Origin of the sequence: Corynebacterium amycolatum, from assembly GCF_016889425.1 — a bacterium.
In the GTDB taxonomy this organism is placed as follows: Bacteria; Actinomycetota; Actinomycetes; order Mycobacteriales; family Mycobacteriaceae; genus Corynebacterium; species Corynebacterium amycolatum.
The window spans coordinates 281,059-303,761 of the sequence record NZ_CP069513.1 but is presented as its reverse complement, the minus strand read 5'-3'; the positions used below and the strand labels follow the sequence as shown (position 1 = coordinate 303,761).

Here is a 22,703-nt window from a genome sequence, read left to right as displayed (position 1 = left end):
CGCCAGCTTAGATGAGCATTTGTTGTTTAACAGCGGATTGGGGGAAACGCGCCCTGATTACAAACGCGCCCTCTACACTGGCCACCATGAAACCCCTGAAGATTCCACCAGGTCCCGGCATCCCAAAGGGCCTCGTCATCCCCGCGGCGGAACTCACCGAACGCTTCGCGCGCTCCGGTGGACCGGGCGGTCAGGGCGTTAACACCACCGACTCCAAGGTGCAGCTATCGGTCGATATTGCCGAGCTCACCGTGCTTTCCGACGTCCACCGCCGCCGCGCTCTCCAGAACCTTAGCCACCGACTCGACGGCACGACACTCACAGTGTCCGTCACCACCCAGCGCTCCCAAGTGCGCAACCGCGCGGAAGCCCGGCGTCGCTTGGCGGAACTCATTCGGGAAGCCGTGCAGCCACCGCCTCCGAGACGCCGGCGGACTCGACCAAGTCGGGCCTCGATTGCCCGTCGTAAAGCGCAGAAGCAACGCCGCTCTGAGCTCAAAGCCAGCAGGCGCCGACCCAGCTCCTACTAGGGGAATATGGGATTTTCACGCATTCGTTGCAATATAGAGGAATGAGCGAAAATCAGGCCCCTACCGAAAAGGCAGCTGAAGCCGTCGCGGAGTTCAACCGCGTGCCCTCGATCCTGTCCATCCAGTCGCATGTGAGCTACGGCCATGTGGGTAACTCCGCTGCCGTTTTCCCGCTGCAGCGCGCAGGTTTTGAAGTGTGGCCGGTCCACACCGTCGATTTCTCCAACCACACCGGCTATGGCCAGTGGCGCGGCCCGATGATTCCGGCCACGGATGTGCGCGAGGTTATCAAGGGTATCGATGAGCTGGGCAAGCTTGACGACGTCGATGCGATTATCTCTGGCTACCAGGGCGGTAGCGATATTGCGGATGTCATCATCGAGGCCGTGGCGCTGGCCAAGGAGCGCAACCCGAAGGCCATTTACTCGTGTGACCCGGTGATGGGAAATGCCAAGAGTGGCTGCCACGTCTCGGATGACATTCCGCCGCTGCTGCGCGACAAGGTCGTGCCGGTGGCAGACGTGATTACGCCGAACCAGTTTGAGCTGGGATACCTGACAGGCCGCGAGGTCAGCGACCTGGAGTCCACCATTGCGGCAGCCCATGCTGCTCGTGAGATGGGCCCGGAGGCCGTGCTGGTCACCAGCGTGCTGCGTCCGGAGCGCAAGGAGGGCGAGATTGAGATGCTCGCCGTCAACGGTTCGGGCGCATGGCTGGTGGCGACACCGTACCTGCCGCTGAAGCGCAACGGTTCCGGTGATGTCACGGCCGCGCTGTTCGCGGGTAACCTGCTGCGTGGTCGCGGTATTGACGGTGACCTTTCGGTCGCACTGGGCAACACAGCGGCCAGCATCTTTGAACTGCTGAAGGTCACGCACGAGTCCGGCTCTGGCGAGCTGGAGCTCGTTCGTGCGCAGGAGGCCTACGTCAACCCGGAGCAGCGGTTTGAGGTTACGAAGGTTCAGTAGGGCTGGGGTGCAGTAGGGCTGGGGGGCTCAGCCCCCGCGCCTAGTAATAGAACGGGAATTCTTCCCAGTTCGGGGCACGCTTCTCCAAGAACGCTTCCTTGCCCTCGACGGCTTCGTCGGTCATGTAGGCCAGGCGAGTAGCCTCGCCCGCGAAGACCTGCTGGCCCATCAGGCCGTCGTCGGTTAGGTTGAAGGCGAACTTCAGCATGCGCTGCGCCGTCGGGGACTTACCGTTGATCATGCGACCCCACTCGACCGCGACATCTTCCAACTCAGCGTGGTCGGCGACCTCGTTCACGGCGCCCATGCGGTGCATGGTCTCAGCGTCGTAGGAGCGGCCGAGGAAGAAAATCTCGCGGGCAAACTTCTGACCAACCTGCTTTGCCAGGTAGGCCGAGCCATAGCCGGCGTCGAAAGATCCCACGTCAGCGTCGGTCTGCTTAAAGCGGGCCTCCTGGCGCGATGCGAGCGTCAGGTCACACACCACGTGCAGGGAGTGTCCGCCACCTGCGGCCCAACCGTTGACCACGGCAATGACAACCTTCGGCATAGTGCGAATTAGGCGCTGCACCTCCAGGATGTGCAGGCGACCTCCCTCGACCTTGGCTCGCGCGGTATCGATGGTGGATGCGTCCGCGGTGGCGTCGTCATGCTCGTGAGACGTTGCGTACTGGTAACCGGAACGACCACGAATGCGCTGGTCGCCGCCCGAACAGAATGCCCAGCCACCGTCCTTGGTGCTCGGGCCGTTACCGGTCAGCAGCACAACGCCGACATCCGGAGTGCGACGCGCGTGGTCGAGCGCGCGGTAGAGCTCATCGACGGTATGCGGGCGGAATGCGTTACGAACCTCCGGGCGATCAAACGCAATACGCACAATGCCGTTCTCGCGGCCCTCGCCGACGTGGCGGTGGTAGGTGATGTCGGTCAAATCCTCAAAACCATCAACCGTCTTCCACTGCTCGGGGCGGAAGGGGTTATCGGTCGAGTACTTCGCGGTATCAGTCATGGCTTCCAGCATAAAGGTCTCTAGCATGAGGGGTATGTCTGTGTCCGCTGCGCCCAACATCCAGTTTCCGCCAATCGATGGCATTCTCGACCGCGCCCACGTCGTGGCGCTACCCATGGCGGTGAAATTCCGCGGCGTCACCACCCGCGAGGCACTCCTCATCGACGGCCCCGCCACCTGGGGCGAGTTCGCGCCCTTCCTGGAGTACGAGGCGCCCGAAGCTGCCGCGTGGCTGCGCTCGGCCATCGAATGCGCATACGTTGGCCTGCCCACCCCGAAGCGCGAGTTTGTCGAGGTCAACGCCACCATCCCCGCCGTCACGCCCGAGCAGGTGCCGGAGGTCGTGGGGCGTTACCCCAGGTGTCGCACGTTCAAGGTCAAGGTCGCAGAGAGCGGCCAATCGCTTAACGACGACATCGAGCGCGTAGCCGCCGTCCGCACCTCAGTGGCCGAAGCCTATGGCTATGAACCTGTGGTGCGGGTGGATGCGAATCGTGGCTGGTCGGTGGAGCAGGCCATCCGCGCCGCCCATGAGTTGGGCCCGCTGGAATATATGGAGCAGCCAGTTGCGACTGTCGCCGAGCTTCGCGAGGTCCGCGACGCAGTGGGGGAGTTTTGCCCGATTGCTGCCGATGAGTCGATTCGCAAGGCCGAGGATCCGTATTTGGTTGCGCGCGAACAGGCGGCGGACGTGGGCGTAATGAAGGTCGCACCGCTTGGCGGGCCACGCCGTTTGCTTCGGTTGGCCGAGGAGCTGGCGATAAAGGTGACCGTCGCCAGCGCCTTGGACACCGGTGTTGGCATGGCCGCGGGATTGTTCACGGCGGCGGCCCTGCCTGCCACCGAGCTGCAGCCGGAGCCAAACGCGGCGGGTTTGGCCACGTCGTCGCTGTTTATTGAGGACGTCATCGAGCCCCGGCCACTTATCGATGGCCGTCTGCCCGTCACCAACCCCGCGCCCGACCCTTCCCGCCTGGCCGAGCTCGCCGCGCCGGGTCCCCGCCGCGATTGGTGGTTCGACCGTCTCCGCGCGGCGTATGTGCACCTGTAGCGGCGCAGTGCAGTGGCGCAGTGCAGTGGCGGCTCACGATCTGCTCCAACTCACGGAGCATCCAGAGATACTGACCCCGTTTATGACACTTTGAGTTCGAAAAACGGCTCCAAACTGTCATAAACGGGGTCAGTAACTCCCAACGAGCCCGATATCCGGCCTGACAAGTAGCCTATTGAGTGTGAACGACAACCAGGACACCTCCCAGACTTCGCACGCTCAGGGCGCCAACATCACCAATGCCGCCGGCACCGATGCTGGCACCCCAGCCTCGGCAACCGACGCCACGCCCCACACCTCCGCAGCCCATACAGCCCCCACGGCCCCATCCGCAGTGGTAGCGGGCCTCATCGTCGATGAGCTGCTGCGTCTCGGCATGGTCGATGCCGTAGTGTGCCCGGGTTCCCGGTCCGCCCCGCTGGCCCGCGCTCTGGTCCAGGCCGCCGATGCGGCGAAGGTCCGCCTCCATGTGCGCATCGATGAACGCTCCGCCGCCTTCCTCGCCCTCGGCCTGGCCTCGCGCACCCGCAAGGTGACCCCGGTAATTACAACGTCCGGCACGGCGGTGGCGAACCTCGTTCCCGCCATGGTGGAAGCCACCGCGTCGGGTATTCCGCTGCTGGCACTGACCGCTGACCGCCCCGCGCATTATCGCGGCACCGGCGCGAACCAGACCATCGTCCAGGACCGCCTGTTCGCCGATGCTTCCGTCGTCGAGTTCGATCTGGACGGCACCGCCCCGGTCACGAAGGCCACCGCCGCGCAGATTCGTGCCCGCATCGACCGCGTCGTCGCTGCCATGGCATCCGGCGCCGGCCACCTCAACGTTCGTTTTGTCGAACCGCTCGTGCCTGGCGACGACTCCGTCGCCGACATCCCCGAGGGCCGCGCAGACGGCGGCCCCTGGACCACGATTGCGCCTACCAACAGCAACAACGTCGGCGCAGCTGCCATCGCAGCCCACTCAGCCAACTCGGCCCCTACCAGCCCGGCCGACGCAGCTAGCACAGCCACAATTGACATCAGCCGCCGCACACTCGTGATTGCGGGCTCGAATGCCCCGCATCTGCCAGAGTTGGAGGATTTGCCAACCATCGCTGAGCCGAATGCATATGCGCCGGCGCACCCGGTTCACCCGCTTGCGGCGGGTACTTTTGCGCAGATTCCGCCGGAGCAGATTGTATTAGTCGGCAGGCCGACGCTGCACCGAGGAATCTCTAAGCTGCTGGCCAATCCTGATATCGAGTTGACGGTTGTCTCGGATGCGGAAAACCACGGCTTTGGAGTGGAGTTCCCGGATGTGACAGCGAACGCAAGGGCCGTCGTAAAGCATGTGCAGACTGTGGGGGACCAGGACCCGCAGTGGACGAAAATCTGTGAGGCCGCCAGCGAATTGGCGGTGAAGTCCGTGCGGGAGACGCTTACCGAGTCGATTGAAGCGGAGGAGCCACTGACCGGATTTCATGTAGCGGCGGCTCTGACGGATAGCCTGCGCACGGGTGACAATGTGGTGTTAGGCGCGTCGAACCCGGTGCGCGATGCGTCGTACACGGGCCTGCCTTTCCCGGGGGTGAACACGTATGCGGGACGAGGTGCCGCGGGCATCGACGGCACGGTGGCGACGGCGATTGGTATTGCGCTGGCGTCCGACCGCGAGCATGCCGACGAGATCCGCCCGCCAAGGACGATTGCGCTCATGGGGGACCTGACGTTCCAGCACGACTCCGCAGCGCTAGCGATTGGGCCGCTGGAGCCGAGGCCGGAAAACCTCACCATCGTGGTGGCCAATGATGCCGGTGGCGGTATTTTCGAGACGCTGGAAGCGGGCAGCCCGGCTCTGCGGGGAAGCTTTGAGCGCATCTTCGGCACCCCGCAGGACGTGGATTTTGAGGGCATCTGCCAGGCTTACGGGGTCGAGCACGTGCGCGTTGACCGCCTCCCAGATCTGCTCGCGCAGCTGCACCCGGATACCGACGTCGACGGCATTCGCGTCATCGAGGTGGCGACCACGCGTGCGACACGTCGGCAGTTGCATCACAAGCTGGCATACAATGCGGAGATTGGGGTGCTGGACAAGCACTAGCTGGACAAGCACTAGCTGGGCAAGGCTCGCTGGACAAGAACTAGCTGGCCGGCAGCATCAGATTAGAGCTGGAAACAATCAAGGACAGAAGAATAAGGAGGTCGCGACCGTCATGCAGTGGAAAACTGCCCTGGCCAATTGGCCGCGCTTCCTTCGTCAGGTGCTGCTCTTTGTAATTATTTGCCTGTTACTTTCGTGCCTGGCCATGGTGGTTGGCTGCTTCATTAATGACCGCAATATCGAGTCGAACATGGGGCAGTCCGTAGCCAATGTGCGCTCGGTCGAGCTTCTTCGCACCACGGTCGATTTCGTCGACGAGAATGGTGACTTTCAGTCGCCACCAACCGGCTTGCTCTATCCCGTTGGTCTGGAAGAGGGGCAGCGCGTCCGCGTCGAATACGACCGCACTGACCCCAATGTCGTCCGCGTCGCCGGACGCACTTGGACGCTGTCGCTTCTCCCGGCTGCCAGCATCGCTGTGGTTGCGTTTATCGTCGTCGCGCCGTTGTGGTGGTTGTCGTTGCGCGCAACCCGTCGTTTACAAAGAGATCCCCAAAAGGTAAACAGAGGGTCACTTTCGCTTTCCGACGAGATGGAAAACTAGCACCATGCGCGTTGCCATCATTGCTGAAAGCTTCTTGCCCAACATCAATGGAGTGACAAACTCCGTGCTGCGGGTGTTGGAACACTTACGCCGTGAGGGGCACGAGGCGCTGGTGATTGCGCCGGGTGCTCGGGACTGGCAAGAAGAAGCAGAGTTCTACTGCGACTACCGCATTGAGCGTGTGCCCACCGTGATGGTGCCGTTGATTGATTCGCTACCGATTGGTGTGCCGAACCGCAGGGTAGCGTCGGCGCTGACGCAGTTTAAGCCGGACGTGGTTCACCTGGCCTCACCGTTTGTGCTCGGTGGTGCGGGCGCGCTGACCGCCAAGGCGCTGGGCATCCCGGCTGTGGCTATCTATCAGACGGACGTTGCGGGTTTTGCCAAGAACTACAAGTTGGCGGGGCTCTCCACGGCCGCGTGGTTGTGGACGCGCGTGATTCACAACTCCTGCGCCCGAACGCTGGCGCCGTCGTCACCGACTATTGAGGACCTGCAGAATCACAAGATTCGTGACGTCTACCGCTGGGGTCGTGGTGTTGATGCGGTTCGCTTTACTCCGACAAAGCGTAGTGAAGAGCTCAGGAAGCAGTGGAGCCCGGAGGGCAAGCCGATTGTTGGTTATGTCGGCAGGCTGGCGGCGGAGAAATCCGTGGAGCGGCTGGCAGCGCTGAACGGCCGCGATGATATCCAGGTGGTCATTGTTGGTAATGGCCCGGAGCTGCCGAAGCTGCAGAAGCAGATGCCGAATGCCGTCTTTACCGGGCAGCTCACCGGCGATAAGTTGGCAGCGGCATTCGCCAGCCTGGACGTGTTCGTCCACACCGGTGACTTTGAAACCTTCTGCCAGGCCGTACAGGAAGCCCACGCTTCCGGTGTTCCGGCCATCGCTCCGAACGCAGGTGGCCCGCGCGACCTGATTACTAACGATGTCAACGGCTATCTGCTGGAGCCCAAGACTTTCACCCGCGATCTGTCTGAGGCGGTCGACAAGCTGCTGCTCGTCGACGATGAGCTGGCTCGCAAGCAGCTGCGCAACCGCTGCCGCGACACCGTGACCGAACGTACCTGGGGAGCGCTGTGTGCAGACCTTGTTCGCCACTATGAGGAGGTTTCTGGGGTCTCCGCGGCCGAGACGTCAAGCAAGGTCGCAGCAGATACGATGGACGCTTCCCGTACAGGTGCTGCTACGCGTCAGAAGTCGGTCGCGTAATCTGGACAGCGTGTCTAGGGCTGATTTAACGAAAAATCCCAGCGAAGTCGCCTCGATGTTCGACGGCGTGGGAAAGAATTACGACATCACCAATACCGTGCTCACCGGTGGTATTGACCACTACTGGCGCGTGCGCACGGCAAAGCGCCTGAACCTGCAGCCTGGCCAGAAGGTTCTCGACCTGGCCGCCGGTACGGCTGTTTCCTCAGTGGAGTTGGCAAAGTCTGGCGCGTACGTCGTTGCCTGTGACTTCTCCCGAGGCATGCTCAAGGCCGGTGCGCACCGCAATGTTCCCAAGGTCTGCGGTGACGGCATGAAGCTGCCATTCCCGGACAACACCTTCGACGCGGTGACCATCAGCTTCGGTCTTCGCAACATCGTGGACTACAAGGCGGGCCTCGCCGAACTAGCCCGCGTGACCAAGCCCGGTGGCCAGCTAACAGTCTGTGAGTTCTCCACCCCTGTGGTGCCAGTGTTTAGCACTTTCTACAAGGAGTACTTGATGCGGGCACTGCCGCAGATCGCCAAGGTCGTCTCCTCGAACCCGGAGGCCTACGTGTACTTGGCGGAGTCGATTCGCGCCTGGCCAAATCAGCCGCAGCTCGCCCGCGACATCAATGCCTCGGGCTGGGAGGATGCTGGTTGGCAGAATCTCACCTTTGGCATCGCGGCGCTGCACTCGGCAACCAAGCCCGCGCAGTAGCTCGCGAGCTCGCAATCGGGCTGGGGCGCGGGGCCCGTCGTAAAGCAGTTTTTACCGCCAGGGCTGGCGTCCAAACCACTTATCGGAGGCCAGCGCCGCCTGCCCCGAAGCGCGCCACAGTCGCGCTACCACATCCCGGTCGTGTTCCGTGACCAGGTTTCCCATCAGGCGTGCGGCAACACCCATGAACTGGCCGCCCCACGGGGCGCCGATGGTTATCGGGCCGACGGTCGGCAGGAAGCTCGGGTACGTCAACGTCAGTGCCAACTTGCGAGCCAGCGAGAAGCCGGTGCCGTAGTGTTCGCGAAGCAGGGCGGGCCAGGAGTGAGTCAGCCCATCGCGACCCGCACCAATCGAACTCATCAGCTCCACCGCTAGCCGCGCCGACTCCATGCCGTAGTCAATGCCCTCGCCGTTGAGCGGGTTGACCAGGCACGCAGCATCACCGAGCAACGCCCAGTTCGGCCCCGCCACATTCGACACGGCACCACCCATCGGTAGCAGCGCCGACGTCACGTGCTCCGGTTCGCTCATCTGCCACTGCTCACGCACCTGCCCGTGGTACTCGCGTAGCAACTTCTTCACGTTCGCGCGCGCCGGGCGTGCCGACGTCGCCAGCGCCCCGCACCCCACGTTCGCCCGGCCTTCTCCCAGCGGGAAAATCCAGCCATAGCCCGGGTGCGTCTGCCCCTCGGAGTCGCGCAGTTCCAGGTGCGAGTGAATCCAGCCATCCGCTACGTCCGCGCTGTCGAAGCTGACGTATGACCGCGCGGCCACGCCAAAGACGCTGTCGCGATGCCACGCACGCCCCAGCTGCTTACCGACGGTACTTCGGACCCCATCGGCCACGAGCAGCCAGCGGGCCGAGATGGTGTGTGGCTTGCCTTCGCGGTCGGAAAGTTCCACCTCGCGCACGCCGTGACCCCGCGTGCCACCACTGCTTAGCGCTCCGAGAACCACCTTCCGCGCAGTGACCCCATCAAAGACTTGTGCTCCGGCATCAGCGGCGGCATTGAGCAAGAAAGTGTCGAGCTCAACACGCGGCATCGCGGATCCGACAGCGGGAAAAGTGCCGGAGGCATCATCTGGCCAAGGTGCGGTGATGGAGCCGCCGAAGCCGTGCAGCTTGAGTCCGCGGTTACGGTTGCGGCGCAGGAGCTCGTCGTCAAGCCCTAGGCGATGTAGCTCAGCGATAGCGCGAGGAGTGAGTCCGTCGCCACAAGTCTTGTCGCGCGGGAAGCGCTGCGAGTCGACCACAGTGACCGAAAAACCGGCGCGGGCGGCGTGAATTGCGGCTGCGGAGCCGGTGGGGCCAGCGCCAACAATGAGCACGTCAGTGCTGCTGGGTAGAGCGACGGCGCCGTCGAACGTGGGGGAAACTCGCGAAATCGGGCTTGAGGTCATTGCCCCAGCGTATAACGACGTTGAAACAAATATGGGAACTGGTCTGCTAGCCACTATGCTCGTAGGGTAGTTTATTTAGCAGTTTCTTATCTTTTATCGTCAGTTAGGCAGGTCTCGAATGCGTACTGGAGACTACTCCGGGCTTAGTTCCGGAAGTGCTCAGGGCACTGGTGAGCACACCGCCACTAGTTCTCACTTCGTTGATGAGGCGCTGGAAGCAACAATCACCGAGGGAATGCGCAAGAGCGAGGACCTCCTGATTACTGAGCTGGGGCGCGGCGAGGACTTCCTAGCCGAGCGGGTTTCCCACCTAGCTCAGGCTGGTGGTAAGCGCTTCCGCCCAATGTTTACCATGCTGTCCGCGCAGTTCGGTGAGCAGCCCGAGAGCGATAACGTCATCACGGCTGCGACTGTGCTGGAGTTGACGCACCTGGCGACGCTCTACCACGACGACGTTATGGATGAAGCGGACAAGCGTCGCGGTGTGCCCTCCGCAAACTCGCGCTGGGACAACACCGTCGCCATTCTGGCCGGTGACTACCTCTTCGCTGCTGCATCCCGCCTGCTGGCGGAGCTCGGTTCCGAGAGCGTAGCCCACTTCGCCGAGACCTTCGGTGTTCTTGTCACAGGTCAGATGCGTGAGTGCCTCAACGACTTGGACCTGCCGATTGAAGAGCGCATCGAGCGCTACCTGAAGGTCATTGCCGAAAAGACCGGTGTGCTCATCGCATCGGCTGGTTATCTCGGTGCCTATCACGCCGGTGCGTCCGCCGATATTTCCAACGCACTGCGCCGCTATGGCGAACTAATCGGCATCGTTTTCCAGATCGTCGACGACATCATCGACATCTCCTCCAACACAGATCAGTCCGGCAAGACTCCGGGCACTGACTTGCGCGAGGGCGTCTTCACGCTACCGGTTCTCTACGCGCTGCAGGAGGACACCCCAGCCGCTGACCGTCTCCGTGAGATTCTCGTCGGCCCAGTCTCCGAGGACGCGCTTGTCGACGAGGCCCTCGAGCTCCTGGCTCAGACCAACGGCGTGGCTCGCGCGATGGAGAAGGTCAATGAACTGCTGGATGAGTCCGACCGCGTCATCGCTGACCTTCCCGACTGTGCGGCCAAGGATGCTCTGCGTCACGTTGCTCGCTACACCGTGGAGCGCGTGGGGTAGTGGATTGAGCTCCACTGTCGAGACGAACCTAGGGGCGAGCTCTGCTGAGAGTTGGGCCCTGCTGGGGGTGAGCCCTGCTGAGGGGTGAATCCAAGTAGGAAAATGTCCTCCTTACCTGCCGATTTGTGTAAATGACAGAGTAGTGGGTAGCATTCCATTCGCACCGTTTAAGAGTGCACGCCAGATTGCCCGAGCGGCCAAAGGGAGCGGATTGTAAATCCGTCGGCATTGCCTTCGTTGGTTCGAATCCATCATCTGGCACAGTGAAATCACCGCGAGATTTTTCTCGCGGTGATTTTTTGTTTGTAGGAGCTGTTGGTGGGGATACGGGGCAGGGTTCGGGCTAGGGGTTCGGGCTAGAGGTTCGGGCTAGGGGCGGCCACCCATCGATGAGCTATTCACTTATGGTTCCGCTGGGGCTCATCGATAAGTGAATAGATTATCCATAAGTGCGCGCCAAAATGTCAGCAAACGTGACAAGAAATACCGCTGCCTACCTGCTGATTTGTGCTCAGTGGTGATTTCGGGTTAATCTTTGCAAGGCTTCACGGAGAGCACAGAGCGAAACGAAGCGGTCAACAATTGGCCACGGAGTTACGTGCTGAGTTCAATGGATGCTGATGCCCCCTTAGCTCAGTCGGCAGAGCGTTTCCATGGTAAGGAAAAGGTCGACAGTTCGATTCTGTCAGGGGGCTCTGTTCTTTTATACGGACTTATGTCCGGTAGAGAATAGGGGCGATGTAGCTCAGATGGTGAGAGCGCACGACTCATAATCGTGAGGTCGGGGGTTCGATCCCCCCCATCGCTACTACGGACAGTGATGTTCGTCGAACCCCGCCTTGATTATGCAGCAATGCAGTAAGGTGGGACATTGTCAGCTAAGGGCTGGAAAGCTCTTTTGCTGGTGGTGAAGGGGCGTGGCTCAATTGGTAGAGCAGCGGTCTCCAAAACCGCAGGTTGCAGGTTCGAGTCCTGTCGCCCCTGCAAGTACCCGTCATCCAGGGCGTATGAAAATGCGTCTGGGTGGCGGGTTTTTCGTTTATATTCGGCGGCGGTGGGTCAATGCGAGTTACTGACTGCGGTTATGTCAAAAATGGCTCGAAAAATGGCTTGAAAGTGTCATAAACTCGCACAGTTTCACATTTGCAGCCCGTAGTCTGGTGGGTCGTCCTTTTTGCAGCCCAAGCTTGCAGCACGAGCGAGCAGTCCAGGCTTGCAGCACGAGCTAGGGCGAAGCAGCAGTGAAGCGGCCGTCAGTGAGTATCGCTGCGGCCAGCAGCGGAATCGAATCTCGAAGCCTGCGGTTCCCACGAAGCGCATTTCTTCGATAGTGTGGATAATCGGCTAGAATTTACGCACTGAACCAGACTTGCTCTGCACAGTGGGGGCTCGGCTCCGGAGATTGTCCCTGGAGTTTGCTCTTGAAGAATTCACGTTTGAGTTTCACTGTGCAGTATCTTTAGGTCTCATATGCACGAAGTAGCGAAGGAGCATCGTGTCTGAGGAAAACCAGACTTTCCAGGCGGCGGCTCGCCCGTCCGGTAAGCGCCAGGCGACGGGCGCGCAGACCACCGTGTCGAAGAAGCCTGCGCGTGAGAAGGAGACCAACGAGCTTTCGACTCGTAACCCTTTGGTTTTCATCAAGCAGGTTGTTGACGAGCTGCGCAAGGTGATTTGGCCGACCGGCCGCCAGATGGTCACCTACAGCATCATCGTGATCCTGTTCCTGATTGCCATGATTGCTCTCGTGTGGGGTGTGGACACGCTGGCCGGTCTGGGTGTCCGATCGGTGTTGGGCAAGTAATCGGTTATACTGTTTCGCAGTGATGCTTTTCATCCCGCCTCCGAGTTCCGGACGGCGGGATTATTCGTTAGCGCAGCTGGTGTCTTGCTGTGCGAAGTGATTGCGGATGGCATATTGGCTCTTAAGACTCTTTGAGCGAAGATGCCAATGTCGCGAACCGTTGATGTAGATACAAGAGGGGTTAGCACGACATGAATGATGGTCAGAATATTTTCTCCGACGCCCAGTCCGCGGATGCTGCCGCAACTGAGCAGGATGCGCAGGGCGCACCGGCTCAGGTAGAAGCTCCGGCCGAGGGTGCAGCCGCAGCCGACGCAGCCGCAGCTAACACTGCCGCAGCAGAAGCAGCGCCGGCAGAGGAGACCGCCGCTGACGCTGAGGCGCAAGCAGCTGCTGACGCAGACGCCGAGTACCGTAAGCGCCTGCGCGAGTTCCAGCGTGAGCTCAAGCGTCGTCCGGGCGACTGGTACATCATCCAGTGCTACTCCGGCTACGAGAACAAGGTGAAGACCAACCTGGAAATGCGTGCCCAGACCATGGGGGTCGATGAGCAGATTCACGAGGTCATCGTTCCGGTTGAGGAAGTCGAAGAGCGCAAGGACGACGGCAAGAAGAAAATCGTTAAGCGCAAGCTGCTGCCGGGCTACGTTCTGGTCCGCATGAGCCTGGATGACCCGTCCTGGTCCGTCGTCCGCGACACCCCGGGTGTTACTTCCTTCGTCGGTAGCGAGGGTCAGCCGTCCAAGGTCAAGATTCGTGAGGTCGCTAAGTTCCTCATGCCGAAGGAGACCATCACCGCGGACGCCGCTGAGGAAGCTGCAAATGCCGACGGTGAGCTGGCTGTCGCAGCGGCTCCGCAGGCAGAGAAGAAGGCCGTAGCCATCGACTACGAGGTCGGCGAGTCCGTCACCATCCTGTCCGGCCCGTTCGCATCTGTGGCTGCGACCATCTCCGAGATCGACCCGGACACCGGCCGCATGAAGGCCCTGGTTTCCATCTTCGGCCGTGAGACCCCGGTCGAGCTGGGCATCGATGAGGTCGAGAAGCTGAACTAGGCCTCGCACTAAGCGGACCTCGCACTAAGCCGGGCGGCAAGCCAAGCGCCGAGCAAAGGCACCAGCTAGCTCTCTCGAGCAACCAATCTGGTAACGGATTTTGATGCACGCCATACGCTGCGGTAACGTAGCCAGGCGTGCATTTTTGTGCCTTGAGCACAGATGTGCCAAGTAATTCGTATCCCCGGTGGCTGGCACCAACTCGATGACCAGCGCCAGCGGCCATGATGGTCGTGGGCGCAAGGGTCGTCGTAAAGCGTCGGCATCCGGACGGGGTGAGTCGCCTTTTCATCGGGGCGGCGTGCCCCGGTAACTAGGAAGTAGGTTAATCCGATGGCTCCGAAGAAGAAGCTTTCTGCGATCATTAAGCTGCAGATCCAGGCTGGTCAGGCTAACCCGGCTCCGCCGGTTGGTCCGGCACTGGGTGCCCATGGTGTCAACATCATGGAGTTCTGCAAGGCTTACAACGCAGCAACTGAGAACCAGCGTGGCAACGTTGTCCCGGTTGAAATCTCCGTCTACGAAGACCGCTCCTTCACCTTCGTTCTGAAGACCCCGCCGGCAGCTAAGCTGCTGCTGAAGGCCGCTGGCATTCAGAAGGGCTCTGGCGTTCCGCACACCAACAAGGTCGGTTCCGTGACCTGGGAGCAGTGCAAGGAAATCGCCGAGCTGAAGAAGCCGGACCTGAACGCTAACGACATCGAGATGGGTGCACGCATCATCGCCGGTACCGCTCGCTCCATGGGCATCACCGTCGAGGGCGCTAAGTAAACCGTCAGCGTTTAGCTGCACCTTCATCAAGTGGTAGGGCCAGCTTCGGCCCGCTAAACACCACAATCCAACCATTTCACTTAATTGAGATTGGACTTTTCATGAGCAAGAACTCTAAGGCATACCGCGCCGCCGCCGAGAAGATCGACGCCGGCCGCATCTACTCTCCACTCGAGGCCGCTAACCTGGCCAAGGAGACCTCCTCCAAGAACTACGACGCCACGATTGACGTTGCTATCCGCCTGGGCGTTGACCCGCGCAAGGCTGACCAGCTGGTTCGCGGCACTGTCTCCCTGCCGAACGGCACCGGTAAGACCGTTCGAGTCGTCGTTTTCGCCGCTGGCGAGAACGCCACCAAGGCTGAAGAGGCCGGCGCTGACTTCGTCGGTTCCGAGGAACTGATCGAAAAGATTCAGGGTGGCTGGACCGACTTCGATGCTGCAATCGCGACCCCGGACCAGATGGCCAAGGTTGGTCGCGTGGCTCGTATCCTCGGCCCGCGTGGTCTGATGCCGAACCCGAAGACCGGCACCGTTACCCCGGATGTCGCTAAGGCTGTCACCGAGATTAAGGGCGGTAAGATTTCCTTCCGCGTTGATAAGGCTGCAAACCTGCAGGCTGTTATCGGTAAGGCTTCCTTCGACGCCGAGAAGCTGGCCGAGAACTACGGTGCGCTTATCGACGAGCTGATGCGTCTCAAGCCATCCGCTGCTAAGGGTAAGTACCTGAAGAAGATCACCGTCTCCGCCACCAATGGCCCGGGCATCCCGGTTGACACCAGCGTGATCAAGGACTACACCGCCTAAATCAGCATCAGCCGATAGGCGAGTGTGCTCTTCACAAGTCGCTCGAGGGTGACTCAGAGCCAAGCTCTTTAAAACCGCCGCCACGCGCACTTTCTCCCGGTGTGTGAGGCGGCGGTTTTGCATTCTCATAAGGGATACCGATAGCGCGGTGGGGGTTTGGGCGCGGTAGACGTCGTAAAGCGAATTGCTAATCCAAAGAACTAATCGAGCCGAAATGGACTCACAGCCAAAGTTTGTTGCTTAAAATCGCGACTATGACGTTGATTTTGGAACCCGAAGAAGGGCTGGAGGCGCTTGGCGAGATTAATCGCCTGGCGCAGCTCGACGACGGTTCCGGAATTATTGAACCGCAGCTCATCTCGTACCTCGACTCGTTGGGCGACGACGCCTATGACATGCCTTGCCTGCGCATCGCGGGGCAGACGCTGCTGGGCGAGGTACTGACGGGGCTAGGGGAGGACGAGCGCGTAGCTGAGGTGCTTCGCCGCAATATCCAGGATTCTGTGGTGCTTGCGGGGATGAGCGAGGAGGAAGCTCTGCAAGCTCGGGCGGCGCAGGTCGTGGTCGTGCGGTTGCTGCGCATCATTGCGCGGATGGAGGCCGTGGAGCTTCGCAACGCCGTGGCGCAGCAGTGCCTGGCATCGCAGATCCCGCCGGTCGTGCGTGTGGCATTGACACTCACCGTGGATATTCTCGATGCCGCCAGGTTGGACGCGCATCCCGACGACATGGTGCGCGTAGTACTCGACTATGCAGACCAAGTGCTCTGGCTTGCCGACGATGACCTGAATGCGTACTTTGCCGAGCTCGAGATGATTGTGCAGCAACGTGAGAAGGACCTGGAGTTCGGCCGCTTTGGAGAGCCTGGTGCGGCGCGCTTTGGATAGGCGATTTGATTAATTGCCTGGGTCTGGTATAGAGTTTCTTCACGAAGTTTGACCGGCTTCCAATCGGCACCAACATTAAGTTGGGACGATGGAGGTTGGTACTCAAGTTTCACCGAAGACCGTCGGTCATTCGCTTTGAAAGAAGCGGATTGAAGGTTTCATTGTAGGAATACAGTGAGCGGCCCACGCAGGAGGACTTGGAAGCGCTTGCGCAGTTTGGCTTCACCTGCTGGCCCTGGGGTCGGCGGAGTTGAAGTGGAACATGCCAAAAGAATTGTGCGCCCCATCCTTGTGCGAGGATTGGGGCGTTTGTTGTATTTGCGCAAAAGAATCCTTCACTTGGCCGAGCGGAAAATTGCAAAGACCAGGAAGGAGGCGAGAGTACACATGGCAGCAAATACTGAGAAGATTGCAGCTGTTGCAGCGCTGAAGCAGGACGTCGAAGAGTCCAACGCTATCGTGCTGACTGAGTACCGCGGCCTGTCCGTTGCGGAAATCACGGAACTGCGTCGCGCCCTCGGTGCTGATGTTAAGTACTCCGTCGCCAAGAACACCATGATCAAGATCGCTGCCGACGAGGCAGGGATTGAGGGTCTTGATGAGCACCTGAACGGCCCGACTGCAGTCGCCTTCATCAAGGGCGAGGCTGTGGATGCGGCTAAGGCGATTAAGAAGTTCGCCGGTGACAACAAGAACCTCGTGATCAAGGGCGGCTACATGGACGGTGCTGCAATCGATGCAGCACAGTTCGAGGCTCTTGCGGATATGGATAACCGTGAGACCACGCTGGCAAAGCTGGCTGGTGCCTTCAACGGCGTTCTGGCGAACGTCGCTGGCCTGCTCGATGCTCCGACCTCCTCGGTTGCCCGCCTTGCTGCGGCACTCGAGGAAAAGAAGTAATCCCGAGCGGCTCGCGAACTACGCGAACTAAATCACGCGAAAAACTTTTAAATATCACTTTGACGGCTTCGACCCCAGGGATCTCTGAGGGGAGCGGCCGCACCACACTCATAGGAGAATATCCATGGCTAAGTACACCACTGAGGAACTGCTCGAGGCTTTCAAGGAAATGACCCTCGTTGAGCTCACCGAGTTCAAGAAGGCTTTCGAGGAAGAGTTCGACGTCACCGCTGCTGCTCCGGTCGCAGTTGCTGCTGCAGGCGCTGCTGGCGGCGAGGCTGCTGCTGAGGAGAAGGACGAGTTCGACGTCGTCCTCGAGGACGCTGGCGCTAAGAAGATCGGCGTTATTAAGGCTGTCCGCGAGATCGTCTCCGGCCTGGGCCTGAAGGAGGCTAAGGAGATGGTTGAGTCCGCTCCGAAGGCTATCCTGGAGGGTGCTTCTAAGGACGACGCTGAGGCTGCTAAGGCTAAGCTGGAAGAGGCTGGCGCAAAGGTCTCCCTCAAGTAATTCAGTTACTTGCTTCGGCCCCGGTAGTGGCCTAAAGCTGCCAATTCTGACCGCCAATTCTGGGCTTCTTGCCCGGGGTTGGCGGTTCTTTTGTTTCTGGGGCCTTTGCCAACCCGCCTGACCCGGGCAAAACCTCACTAATCTCACCCGTCACAGGAAGTTGGGGCAAAAACCAGCCCACTCATTGTCTTGATTGCCCTTATTGGCCTGTAAAGTATCTAACATGCTCTCACGGCCGAGAATTTTGTCTATCCTTCTATTGGGTCTAGGCACTGCACTGCTTGCTGCTGGCATCTTGCTGCCCAAAGTGCTCAATGTTGATCCCAAAATGCCGCTTAACCTGCCGCCGGTGTCGTACACCCTGCGGGCGGAAGACAGCGTATCCACCAGGATTAACGAAGAAGGCAAGCGCGAAGAAGTGCACTCGCCGCTGCAGAGACAGCTCCACGGCGTACTCATCGAACCTGCCGATGCGGACAAGGTTTCGCTCCGTGTCGGTGTGACTGAAATGCGTGAGCTTCCCCCGGAGGTCATGGGCACCGACCCGCTGACCGAGCTTATCGAGGCCAATATCTGGACAGTGACCATCGACCGACTCACCGGCGAGGCGCTGGCTCCTGCGACGCTTGTCGACCGCATGGCGGGCGTTCCGCGGTCTGTGGCTTTCGAGGGGAACTGGGTGAAGCTCCCGGCCGACACGGAGGAAAAGGAATATCTGATCTTTGATGATTTCCTCCACGATTCCCTGCCAGCAAAGTTTGTCGGGGAAGAGGAACGCGGCGGCAACCGCGTTCTGCATTTCCGTCAGGATATTGAGAAGACGAATCTCGCCCAGAAGTACCGTTCTTACGTCTCTCAGCTAACTCAGGATGACAAATCCGGGTTCCTCCAGTACCAGGGCACCCGTGATTTTTGGGTTGAGCCGAAGTCTGGCTCGGTCATCGATATGGCCGAGGACATCCACCTTTGGTGGGAGACTCGCGATGGCGAGCCGATCATGGACTACCTGCGCTTCAACGGAAAGATGGACGAAGGCCTTTCCAATCAGCTTCTCTTCGGCGCAATACAGAATTTCCAGCGCCCGGCTCTAGAGCCGTGGTCAATCGGTCTCATTACGTCCGGTTCGATTCTGGTATTCATCGCAATCGTGGGCATCGTGCGTCCTTCGACCCGTCGTAAAGCAGAGTAACGCTTTACGACGGCCATAGCGCCCAGGCCTCCCCCTTTATATCGGTGACGGGTGAATGCGACACGCCCGATTTGTCAAGTTGTACTAGACAACTGCCAGTTTTTGATATAGGCTAAATCGTTGCGCTGGAATTAGTGTATCTGTCGCCAGCTCTTTTATAGTTTGCGCTCGGGGCTCGGGGCTATTATGTAGCACCGTTTTTCGTGCATCTAGCTGTTAAAGGAGTTGCCGCGGCGCCGCCGTTAGGGCTCGGGGGCTCGCCTTTTAAAGGCTGGTCTTGGAGGCCAAGTGGCGGGGGAATCACTTTCGTGTGTGACCAAAGGTTAGACGCAAAGTATCCCGGTGCGCAACAGAAATAATTCCTGCAACTTGAATCGCGTATAAACCAAGCGGGCGGAGCGCACCACCGGTTGCCGGTGTGCTCCACCGCGTGAGGTGCTGGAAGGACGCATCTTGGCAGTCTCCCGCCAGACCAAGGCAGTAACCGGTATTCCCGGAGCTTCGAAGAGGTACTCGTTTGCAAAGATTCAGGAGCCGATTGCGGTTCCTGGTCTGCTCGACCTGCAGCGTGAGTCTTTCGCATGGCTCATTGGCACGCCTGAGTGGCGCGCTCGTCGCCAGGAGGAGCTCGGAGAAGACGCTCGGGTTACCAGCGGTCTCGAAGATATTCTAGAAGAGCTCTCTCCGATCGAGGACTACTCCCAGAAGATGTCCCTGACGCTGTCGGACCCATGGTTCGACTCCGTCAAGAACACCGTGGATGAGTCCAAGGATAAGGACATCAACTACTCGGCTCCCCTCTACGTCACCGCGGAGTTCACCAACCGCGAGACCGGTGAGATCAAGAGCCAGACTGTCTTCATCGGTGACTTCCCGATGATGACGGACAAGGGTACGTTCATCGTCAACGGAACTGAGCGTGTCGTTGTTTCTCAGCTGGTGCGCTCTCCGGGCGTCTACTTCGATGAGACCATCGACAAGTCCACCGAGCGCCCGCTGCACTCGGTGAAGATTATTCCGTCGCGCGGTGCGTGGCTGGAGTTCGACGTCGACAAGCGGGACACCGTCGGCGTTCGTATTGACCGTAAGCGTCGCCAGCCGGTCACGGTTCTGCTGAAGGCTTTCGGCTGGACCACTGAGGAAATCAAGGAGCGCTTCGGCTTCTCTGAGATCATGATGGCCACCCTGGAGAAGGACGGTGTTGCAAACACCGACGAGGCTCTGCTGGAGATTTACCGCAAGCAGCGCCCGGGTGAGCCGCCGACGCGCGAGTCCGCGCTGGCTCTGCTGGAGAACAACTTCTTCAAGCCGAAGCGCTACGACCTGGCCAAGGTCGGTCGCTACAAGGTCAACCGCAAGCTGGGCCTGGGTACTGAGGTCTCTGGCGAGATGGTCCTGACCGAACAGGATATCGCTACCACCATTGAATACCTCGTGCGCCTGCACGACGGCGAGAATGTTATGACCTCGCCGGAAGGGGTCGAGATTCCGGTTGAGACCGACGATATCGACCACTTCGGTAACCGTCGTCTGCGTACCGTAGGCGAGCTGATTCAGAACCAGGTTCGCGTGGGTCTGTCCCGCATGGAACGCGTGGTTCGTGAGCGCATGACCACTCAGGACGTGGAGTCGATCCAGCCGACCACTCTGATTAACGTGCGCCCGGTCTCCGCGGCTATCCGTGAGTTCTTCGGTACTTCCCAGCTGTCCCAGTTCATGGACCAGAACAACTCGCTGTCGGGTCTGACCCACAAGCGTCGTCTGTCCGCACTGGGTCCGGGTGGTCTGACCCGTGACCGTGCTGGTCTCGAGGTTCGAGACGTTCACCCGTCCCACTACGGCCGCATGTGTCCAATTGAGACCCCAGAGGGTCCGAACATTGGCCTGATTGGTTCGCTGTCCTGCTACGCACGCGTGAACCCGTTCGGTTTCATTGAGACTCCGTACCGTCGCGTCCGCGATGGTGTCATCACCGATGAGGTCGACTACCTCACCGCTGATGAGGAAGACCGCTACGTCGTTGCGCAGGCCAACACTCCGATCGACGAGAACGGCCACTTCGTTCAGGAGACCCTGTCTGTTCGTAAGAAGGGTGGTGACGTCGAGTCCGTCCGCGCTGATGAGGTCGACTACCTCGATGTTTCCCCGCGTCAGATGGTCTCCGTGGCTACTGCCATGATTCCGTTCCTCGAGCACGACGACGCTAACCGTGCCCTGATGGGTGCGAACATGCAGCGTCAGGCTGTGCCGCTACTGCGTTCGGAGGCTCCGTTCGTCGGTACCGGTATGGAGCAGCGTGCTGCTTACGACGCGGGCGATGTCATTGTCGCTTCGGCCGCCGGTGTGGTCGAGACCGTGTCGGCAGACTTCATCACCATCATGGACGATGAAGGCCAGCGCCACACCTACCTGCTGCGCAAGTTCGAGCGCACCAACCAGGGCACCTGCTACAACCAGAAGCCACTGGTTGACGAGGGCCAGCGTGTTGAGGCCGGCCAGGTCATCGCTGACGGTCCGGGTACCGACAACGGTGAGATGGCACTTGGTAAGAACCTGCTCGTGGCATTCATGCCGTGGGAAGGTCACAACTACGAGGACGCCATCATCCTGAACCAGCGCATGGTTGAGGAGGACATCTTGACCTCGATTCACATCGAGGAGCACGAGATCGACGCCCGCGACACCAAGCTGGGTCCGGAGGAAATCACCCGTGACATCCCGAACGCGTCCGAGGAGATGCTGAAGGATCTGGATGAACGCGGCATCGTCCGCATCGGTGCCGACGTTCGCGACGGTGACATCCTGGTCGCTAAGACCACGCCGAAGGGTGAGACTGAGCTGACTCCGGAGGAGCGCCTGCTGCGCGCTATCTTCGGCGAGAAGTCCCGCGAGGTCCGTGACACTTCCATGCGTGTTCCGCACGGTGAGTCCGGCAAGGTCATCGGCGTCCGTGTCTTCTCCCGTGAAGACGATGACGACCTGGCACCGGGTGTCAACGAGATGGTCCGCGTGTACGTTGCGCAGAAGCGCAAGATCCAGGACGGCGACAAGATGGCAGGTCGCCACGGTAACAAGGGCGTTATCGGCAAGATCCTGCCGCAGGAGGACATGCCGTTCCTGCCGGACGGCACCCCGGTCGACATCATTCTGAACACCCACGGTGTTCCGCGTCGTATGAACATCGGCCAGGTCCTCGAGGTTCACCTCGGCTGGCTGGCGAAGGCCGGCTGGAGCATTGAGGGCGACCCGGATTGGGCTAAGCGTCTTCCGGCCGACCTGCACGACGTTCCGTCCGACTCCCTGGTTGCAACCCCAGTGTTCGACGGTGCTGAGAACGAGGAACTCGCTGGTCTGCTCGCGTCGTCCCGCCCGAACCGTGACGGCGAGGTGCTGGTCAACGCTGACGGTAAGGCCACGCTGTTCGACGGCCGCTCTGGCGAAAAGTTCCCGTTCCCGGTTTCGGTGGGCTACATGTACATGCTGAAGCTGCACCACCTGGTCGACGAGAAGATTCACGCTCGTTCCACCGGTCCGTACTCCATGATTACCCAGCAGCCGCTGGGTGGTAAGGCTCAGTTCGGTGGTCAGCGCTTCGGTGAGATGGAGGTGTGGGCAATGCAGGCATACGGCGCTGCCTACACCCTGCAGGAGCTGCTCACCATCAAGTCCGATGACGTGGTTGGCCGCGTCAAGGTCTACGAGGCAATCGTGAAGGGCGACAACATTCCGGATCCGGGTATTCCGGAGTCGTTCAAGGTGCTTCTGAAGGAACTGCAGTCGCTCTGCCTGAACGTTGAGGTCCTTTCGGCCGACGGCGTTCCGGTTGAGTTGGGCTCCTCCGACGATGAGGAACTCGACCACGCGACCGCTTCCCTCGGCATTAACCTGTCCCGCGATGAGCGTTCCGACGCTGACTCCGCATAGTTTCTCGCTTAACGACGAAACATTGCGTGAGTATCAGGGGCGGGAAGCCCTAACTCGCGAATAACCCAACACAGACGACAACGTACAAAAACCTCCGCAGAGAATTTGGTTTCCGCATTA

The 22,703-nt window shown here is 60.3% G+C and carries 19 protein-coding genes and 4 tRNA genes; 21 read left to right on the top strand and 2 right to left on the bottom strand.

Features of this window, described 5'->3' with window-relative positions; genetic code table 11:
- Positions 1 to 86 precede the first annotated feature (86 nt).
- Both arfB and pdxY read left to right on the top strand, forming a co-directional pair.
- Positions 87 to 530 carry an alternative ribosome rescue aminoacyl-tRNA hydrolase ArfB gene (gene arfB, locus I6J19_RS01395; RefSeq protein WP_038627596.1) on the top strand — a complete coding sequence of 148 codons (444 nt, stop codon included), beginning with the start codon at positions 87 to 89 and terminating at the stop codon, positions 528 to 530.
- Positions 531 to 571: 41 nt separating this feature from the next.
- The gene (pdxY, locus tag I6J19_RS01390) at positions 572 to 1,498 is read left to right on the top strand and encodes a pyridoxal kinase PdxY (protein WP_235191228.1); all 927 of its coding nucleotides are present in this window, start codon (positions 572 to 574) and stop codon (positions 1,496 to 1,498) included.
- A 40-nt stretch (positions 1,499 to 1,538) separates the two neighbouring features.
- Here pdxY and I6J19_RS01385 read toward each other — a convergent pair whose 3' ends face one another.
- Positions 1,539 to 2,519, bottom strand: coding sequence for a 1,4-dihydroxy-2-naphthoyl-CoA synthase (locus tag I6J19_RS01385; RefSeq protein WP_187402559.1), 981 nt, complete (start codon positions 2,517 to 2,519; stop codon positions 1,539 to 1,541).
- Between the two features lie 13 nt (positions 2,520 to 2,532).
- Between I6J19_RS01385 and I6J19_RS01380 the strand changes: the two genes are divergently transcribed.
- The 5 genes from I6J19_RS01380 to I6J19_RS01360 all read left to right on the top strand — a co-directional run bounded on the left by I6J19_RS01380 (position 2,533) and on the right by I6J19_RS01360 (position 8,161).
- Positions 2,533 to 3,558 (top strand): o-succinylbenzoate synthase, encoded by a 1,026-nt coding sequence (locus I6J19_RS01380; RefSeq protein WP_038627598.1) that lies wholly within the window; start codon positions 2,533 to 2,535, stop codon positions 3,556 to 3,558.
- 376 nt (positions 3,559 to 3,934) lie between these two features.
- Positions 3,935 to 5,641: a 2-succinyl-5-enolpyruvyl-6-hydroxy-3-cyclohexene-1-carboxylic-acid synthase gene (gene menD / locus I6J19_RS01375; protein ID WP_065422970.1), complete on the top strand. Its 1,707-nt coding sequence runs from the start codon at positions 3,935 to 3,937 to the stop codon at positions 5,639 to 5,641.
- A gap of 112 nt (positions 5,642 to 5,753) precedes the next feature.
- On the top strand, positions 5,754 to 6,245 hold the full coding sequence (locus I6J19_RS01370; RefSeq protein ID WP_038627602.1) for a DUF3592 domain-containing protein: 492 nt from the start codon (positions 5,754 to 5,756) through the stop codon (positions 6,243 to 6,245).
- A 4-nt stretch (positions 6,246 to 6,249) separates the two neighbouring features.
- Positions 6,250 to 7,458, top strand: coding sequence for a glycosyltransferase family 4 protein (locus I6J19_RS01365; protein WP_038627604.1), 1,209 nt, complete (start codon positions 6,250 to 6,252; stop codon positions 7,456 to 7,458).
- A gap of 10 nt (positions 7,459 to 7,468) precedes the next feature.
- Entirely contained in the window at positions 7,469 to 8,161 is a 693-nt protein-coding gene (locus I6J19_RS01360; protein WP_038627606.1) for a demethylmenaquinone methyltransferase, read from the top strand.
- 51 nt (positions 8,162 to 8,212) lie between these two features.
- On the opposite strand, the gene I6J19_RS01355 is transcribed toward I6J19_RS01360, so the two are convergent.
- Positions 8,213 to 9,565 carry a geranylgeranyl reductase family protein gene (locus I6J19_RS01355; protein ID WP_222867124.1) on the bottom strand — a complete coding sequence of 451 codons (1,353 nt, stop codon included), beginning with the start codon at positions 9,563 to 9,565 and terminating at the stop codon, positions 8,213 to 8,215.
- A gap of 118 nt (positions 9,566 to 9,683) precedes the next feature.
- Between I6J19_RS01355 and I6J19_RS01350 the strand changes: the two genes are divergently transcribed.
- The 14 genes from I6J19_RS01350 to rpoB all read left to right on the top strand — a co-directional run bounded on the left by I6J19_RS01350 (position 9,684) and on the right by rpoB (position 22,583).
- Entirely contained in the window at positions 9,684 to 10,739 is a 1,056-nt protein-coding gene (locus I6J19_RS01350; protein ID WP_038627608.1) for a polyprenyl synthetase family protein, read from the top strand.
- Positions 10,740 to 10,918: 179 nt separating this feature from the next.
- Positions 10,919 to 11,000: transfer RNA gene (locus I6J19_RS01345), tRNA-Tyr, on the top strand.
- Positions 11,001 to 11,361: 361 nt separating this feature from the next.
- Positions 11,362 to 11,434 (top strand) — tRNA-Thr (locus tag I6J19_RS01340).
- 39 nt (positions 11,435 to 11,473) lie between these two features.
- Positions 11,474 to 11,547 (top strand) — tRNA-Met (locus I6J19_RS01335).
- Positions 11,548 to 11,650: 103 nt separating this feature from the next.
- Positions 11,651 to 11,723: transfer RNA gene (locus I6J19_RS01330), tRNA-Trp, on the top strand.
- A gap of 511 nt (positions 11,724 to 12,234) precedes the next feature.
- Positions 12,235 to 12,543, top strand: coding sequence for a preprotein translocase subunit SecE (secE, locus tag I6J19_RS01325; protein WP_038627611.1), 309 nt, complete (start codon positions 12,235 to 12,237; stop codon positions 12,541 to 12,543).
- Between the two features lie 191 nt (positions 12,544 to 12,734).
- Positions 12,735 to 13,598 carry a transcription termination/antitermination protein NusG gene (nusG, locus tag I6J19_RS01320; protein WP_038627613.1) on the top strand — a complete coding sequence of 288 codons (864 nt, stop codon included), beginning with the start codon at positions 12,735 to 12,737 and terminating at the stop codon, positions 13,596 to 13,598.
- A 333-nt stretch (positions 13,599 to 13,931) separates the two neighbouring features.
- On the top strand, positions 13,932 to 14,369 hold the full coding sequence (gene rplK, locus I6J19_RS01315; RefSeq protein ID WP_016422043.1) for a 50S ribosomal protein L11: 438 nt from the start codon (positions 13,932 to 13,934) through the stop codon (positions 14,367 to 14,369).
- Positions 14,370 to 14,470: 101 nt separating this feature from the next.
- On the top strand, positions 14,471 to 15,175 hold the full coding sequence (gene rplA / locus I6J19_RS01310; RefSeq protein ID WP_016422044.1) for a 50S ribosomal protein L1: 705 nt from the start codon (positions 14,471 to 14,473) through the stop codon (positions 15,173 to 15,175).
- A 254-nt stretch (positions 15,176 to 15,429) separates the two neighbouring features.
- Positions 15,430 to 16,062 carry a hypothetical protein gene (locus tag I6J19_RS01305; RefSeq protein WP_038627615.1) on the top strand — a complete coding sequence of 211 codons (633 nt, stop codon included), beginning with the start codon at positions 15,430 to 15,432 and terminating at the stop codon, positions 16,060 to 16,062.
- Between the two features lie 387 nt (positions 16,063 to 16,449).
- On the top strand, positions 16,450 to 16,962 hold the full coding sequence (gene rplJ, locus I6J19_RS01300; RefSeq protein WP_038627617.1) for a 50S ribosomal protein L10: 513 nt from the start codon (positions 16,450 to 16,452) through the stop codon (positions 16,960 to 16,962).
- Positions 16,963 to 17,086: 124 nt separating this feature from the next.
- The gene (gene rplL / locus I6J19_RS01295; protein ID WP_038627619.1) at positions 17,087 to 17,470 is read left to right on the top strand and encodes a 50S ribosomal protein L7/L12; all 384 of its coding nucleotides are present in this window, start codon (positions 17,087 to 17,089) and stop codon (positions 17,468 to 17,470) included.
- A 223-nt stretch (positions 17,471 to 17,693) separates the two neighbouring features.
- Positions 17,694 to 18,659: a cell envelope lipid trafficking protein PgfA gene (gene pgfA / locus I6J19_RS01290; protein ID WP_038627621.1), complete on the top strand. Its 966-nt coding sequence runs from the start codon at positions 17,694 to 17,696 to the stop codon at positions 18,657 to 18,659.
- Between the two features lie 435 nt (positions 18,660 to 19,094).
- Positions 19,095 to 22,583: a DNA-directed RNA polymerase subunit beta gene (gene rpoB, locus I6J19_RS01285; RefSeq protein ID WP_038627624.1), complete on the top strand. Its 3,489-nt coding sequence runs from the start codon at positions 19,095 to 19,097 to the stop codon at positions 22,581 to 22,583.
- Positions 22,584 to 22,703 lie beyond the last annotated feature (120 nt).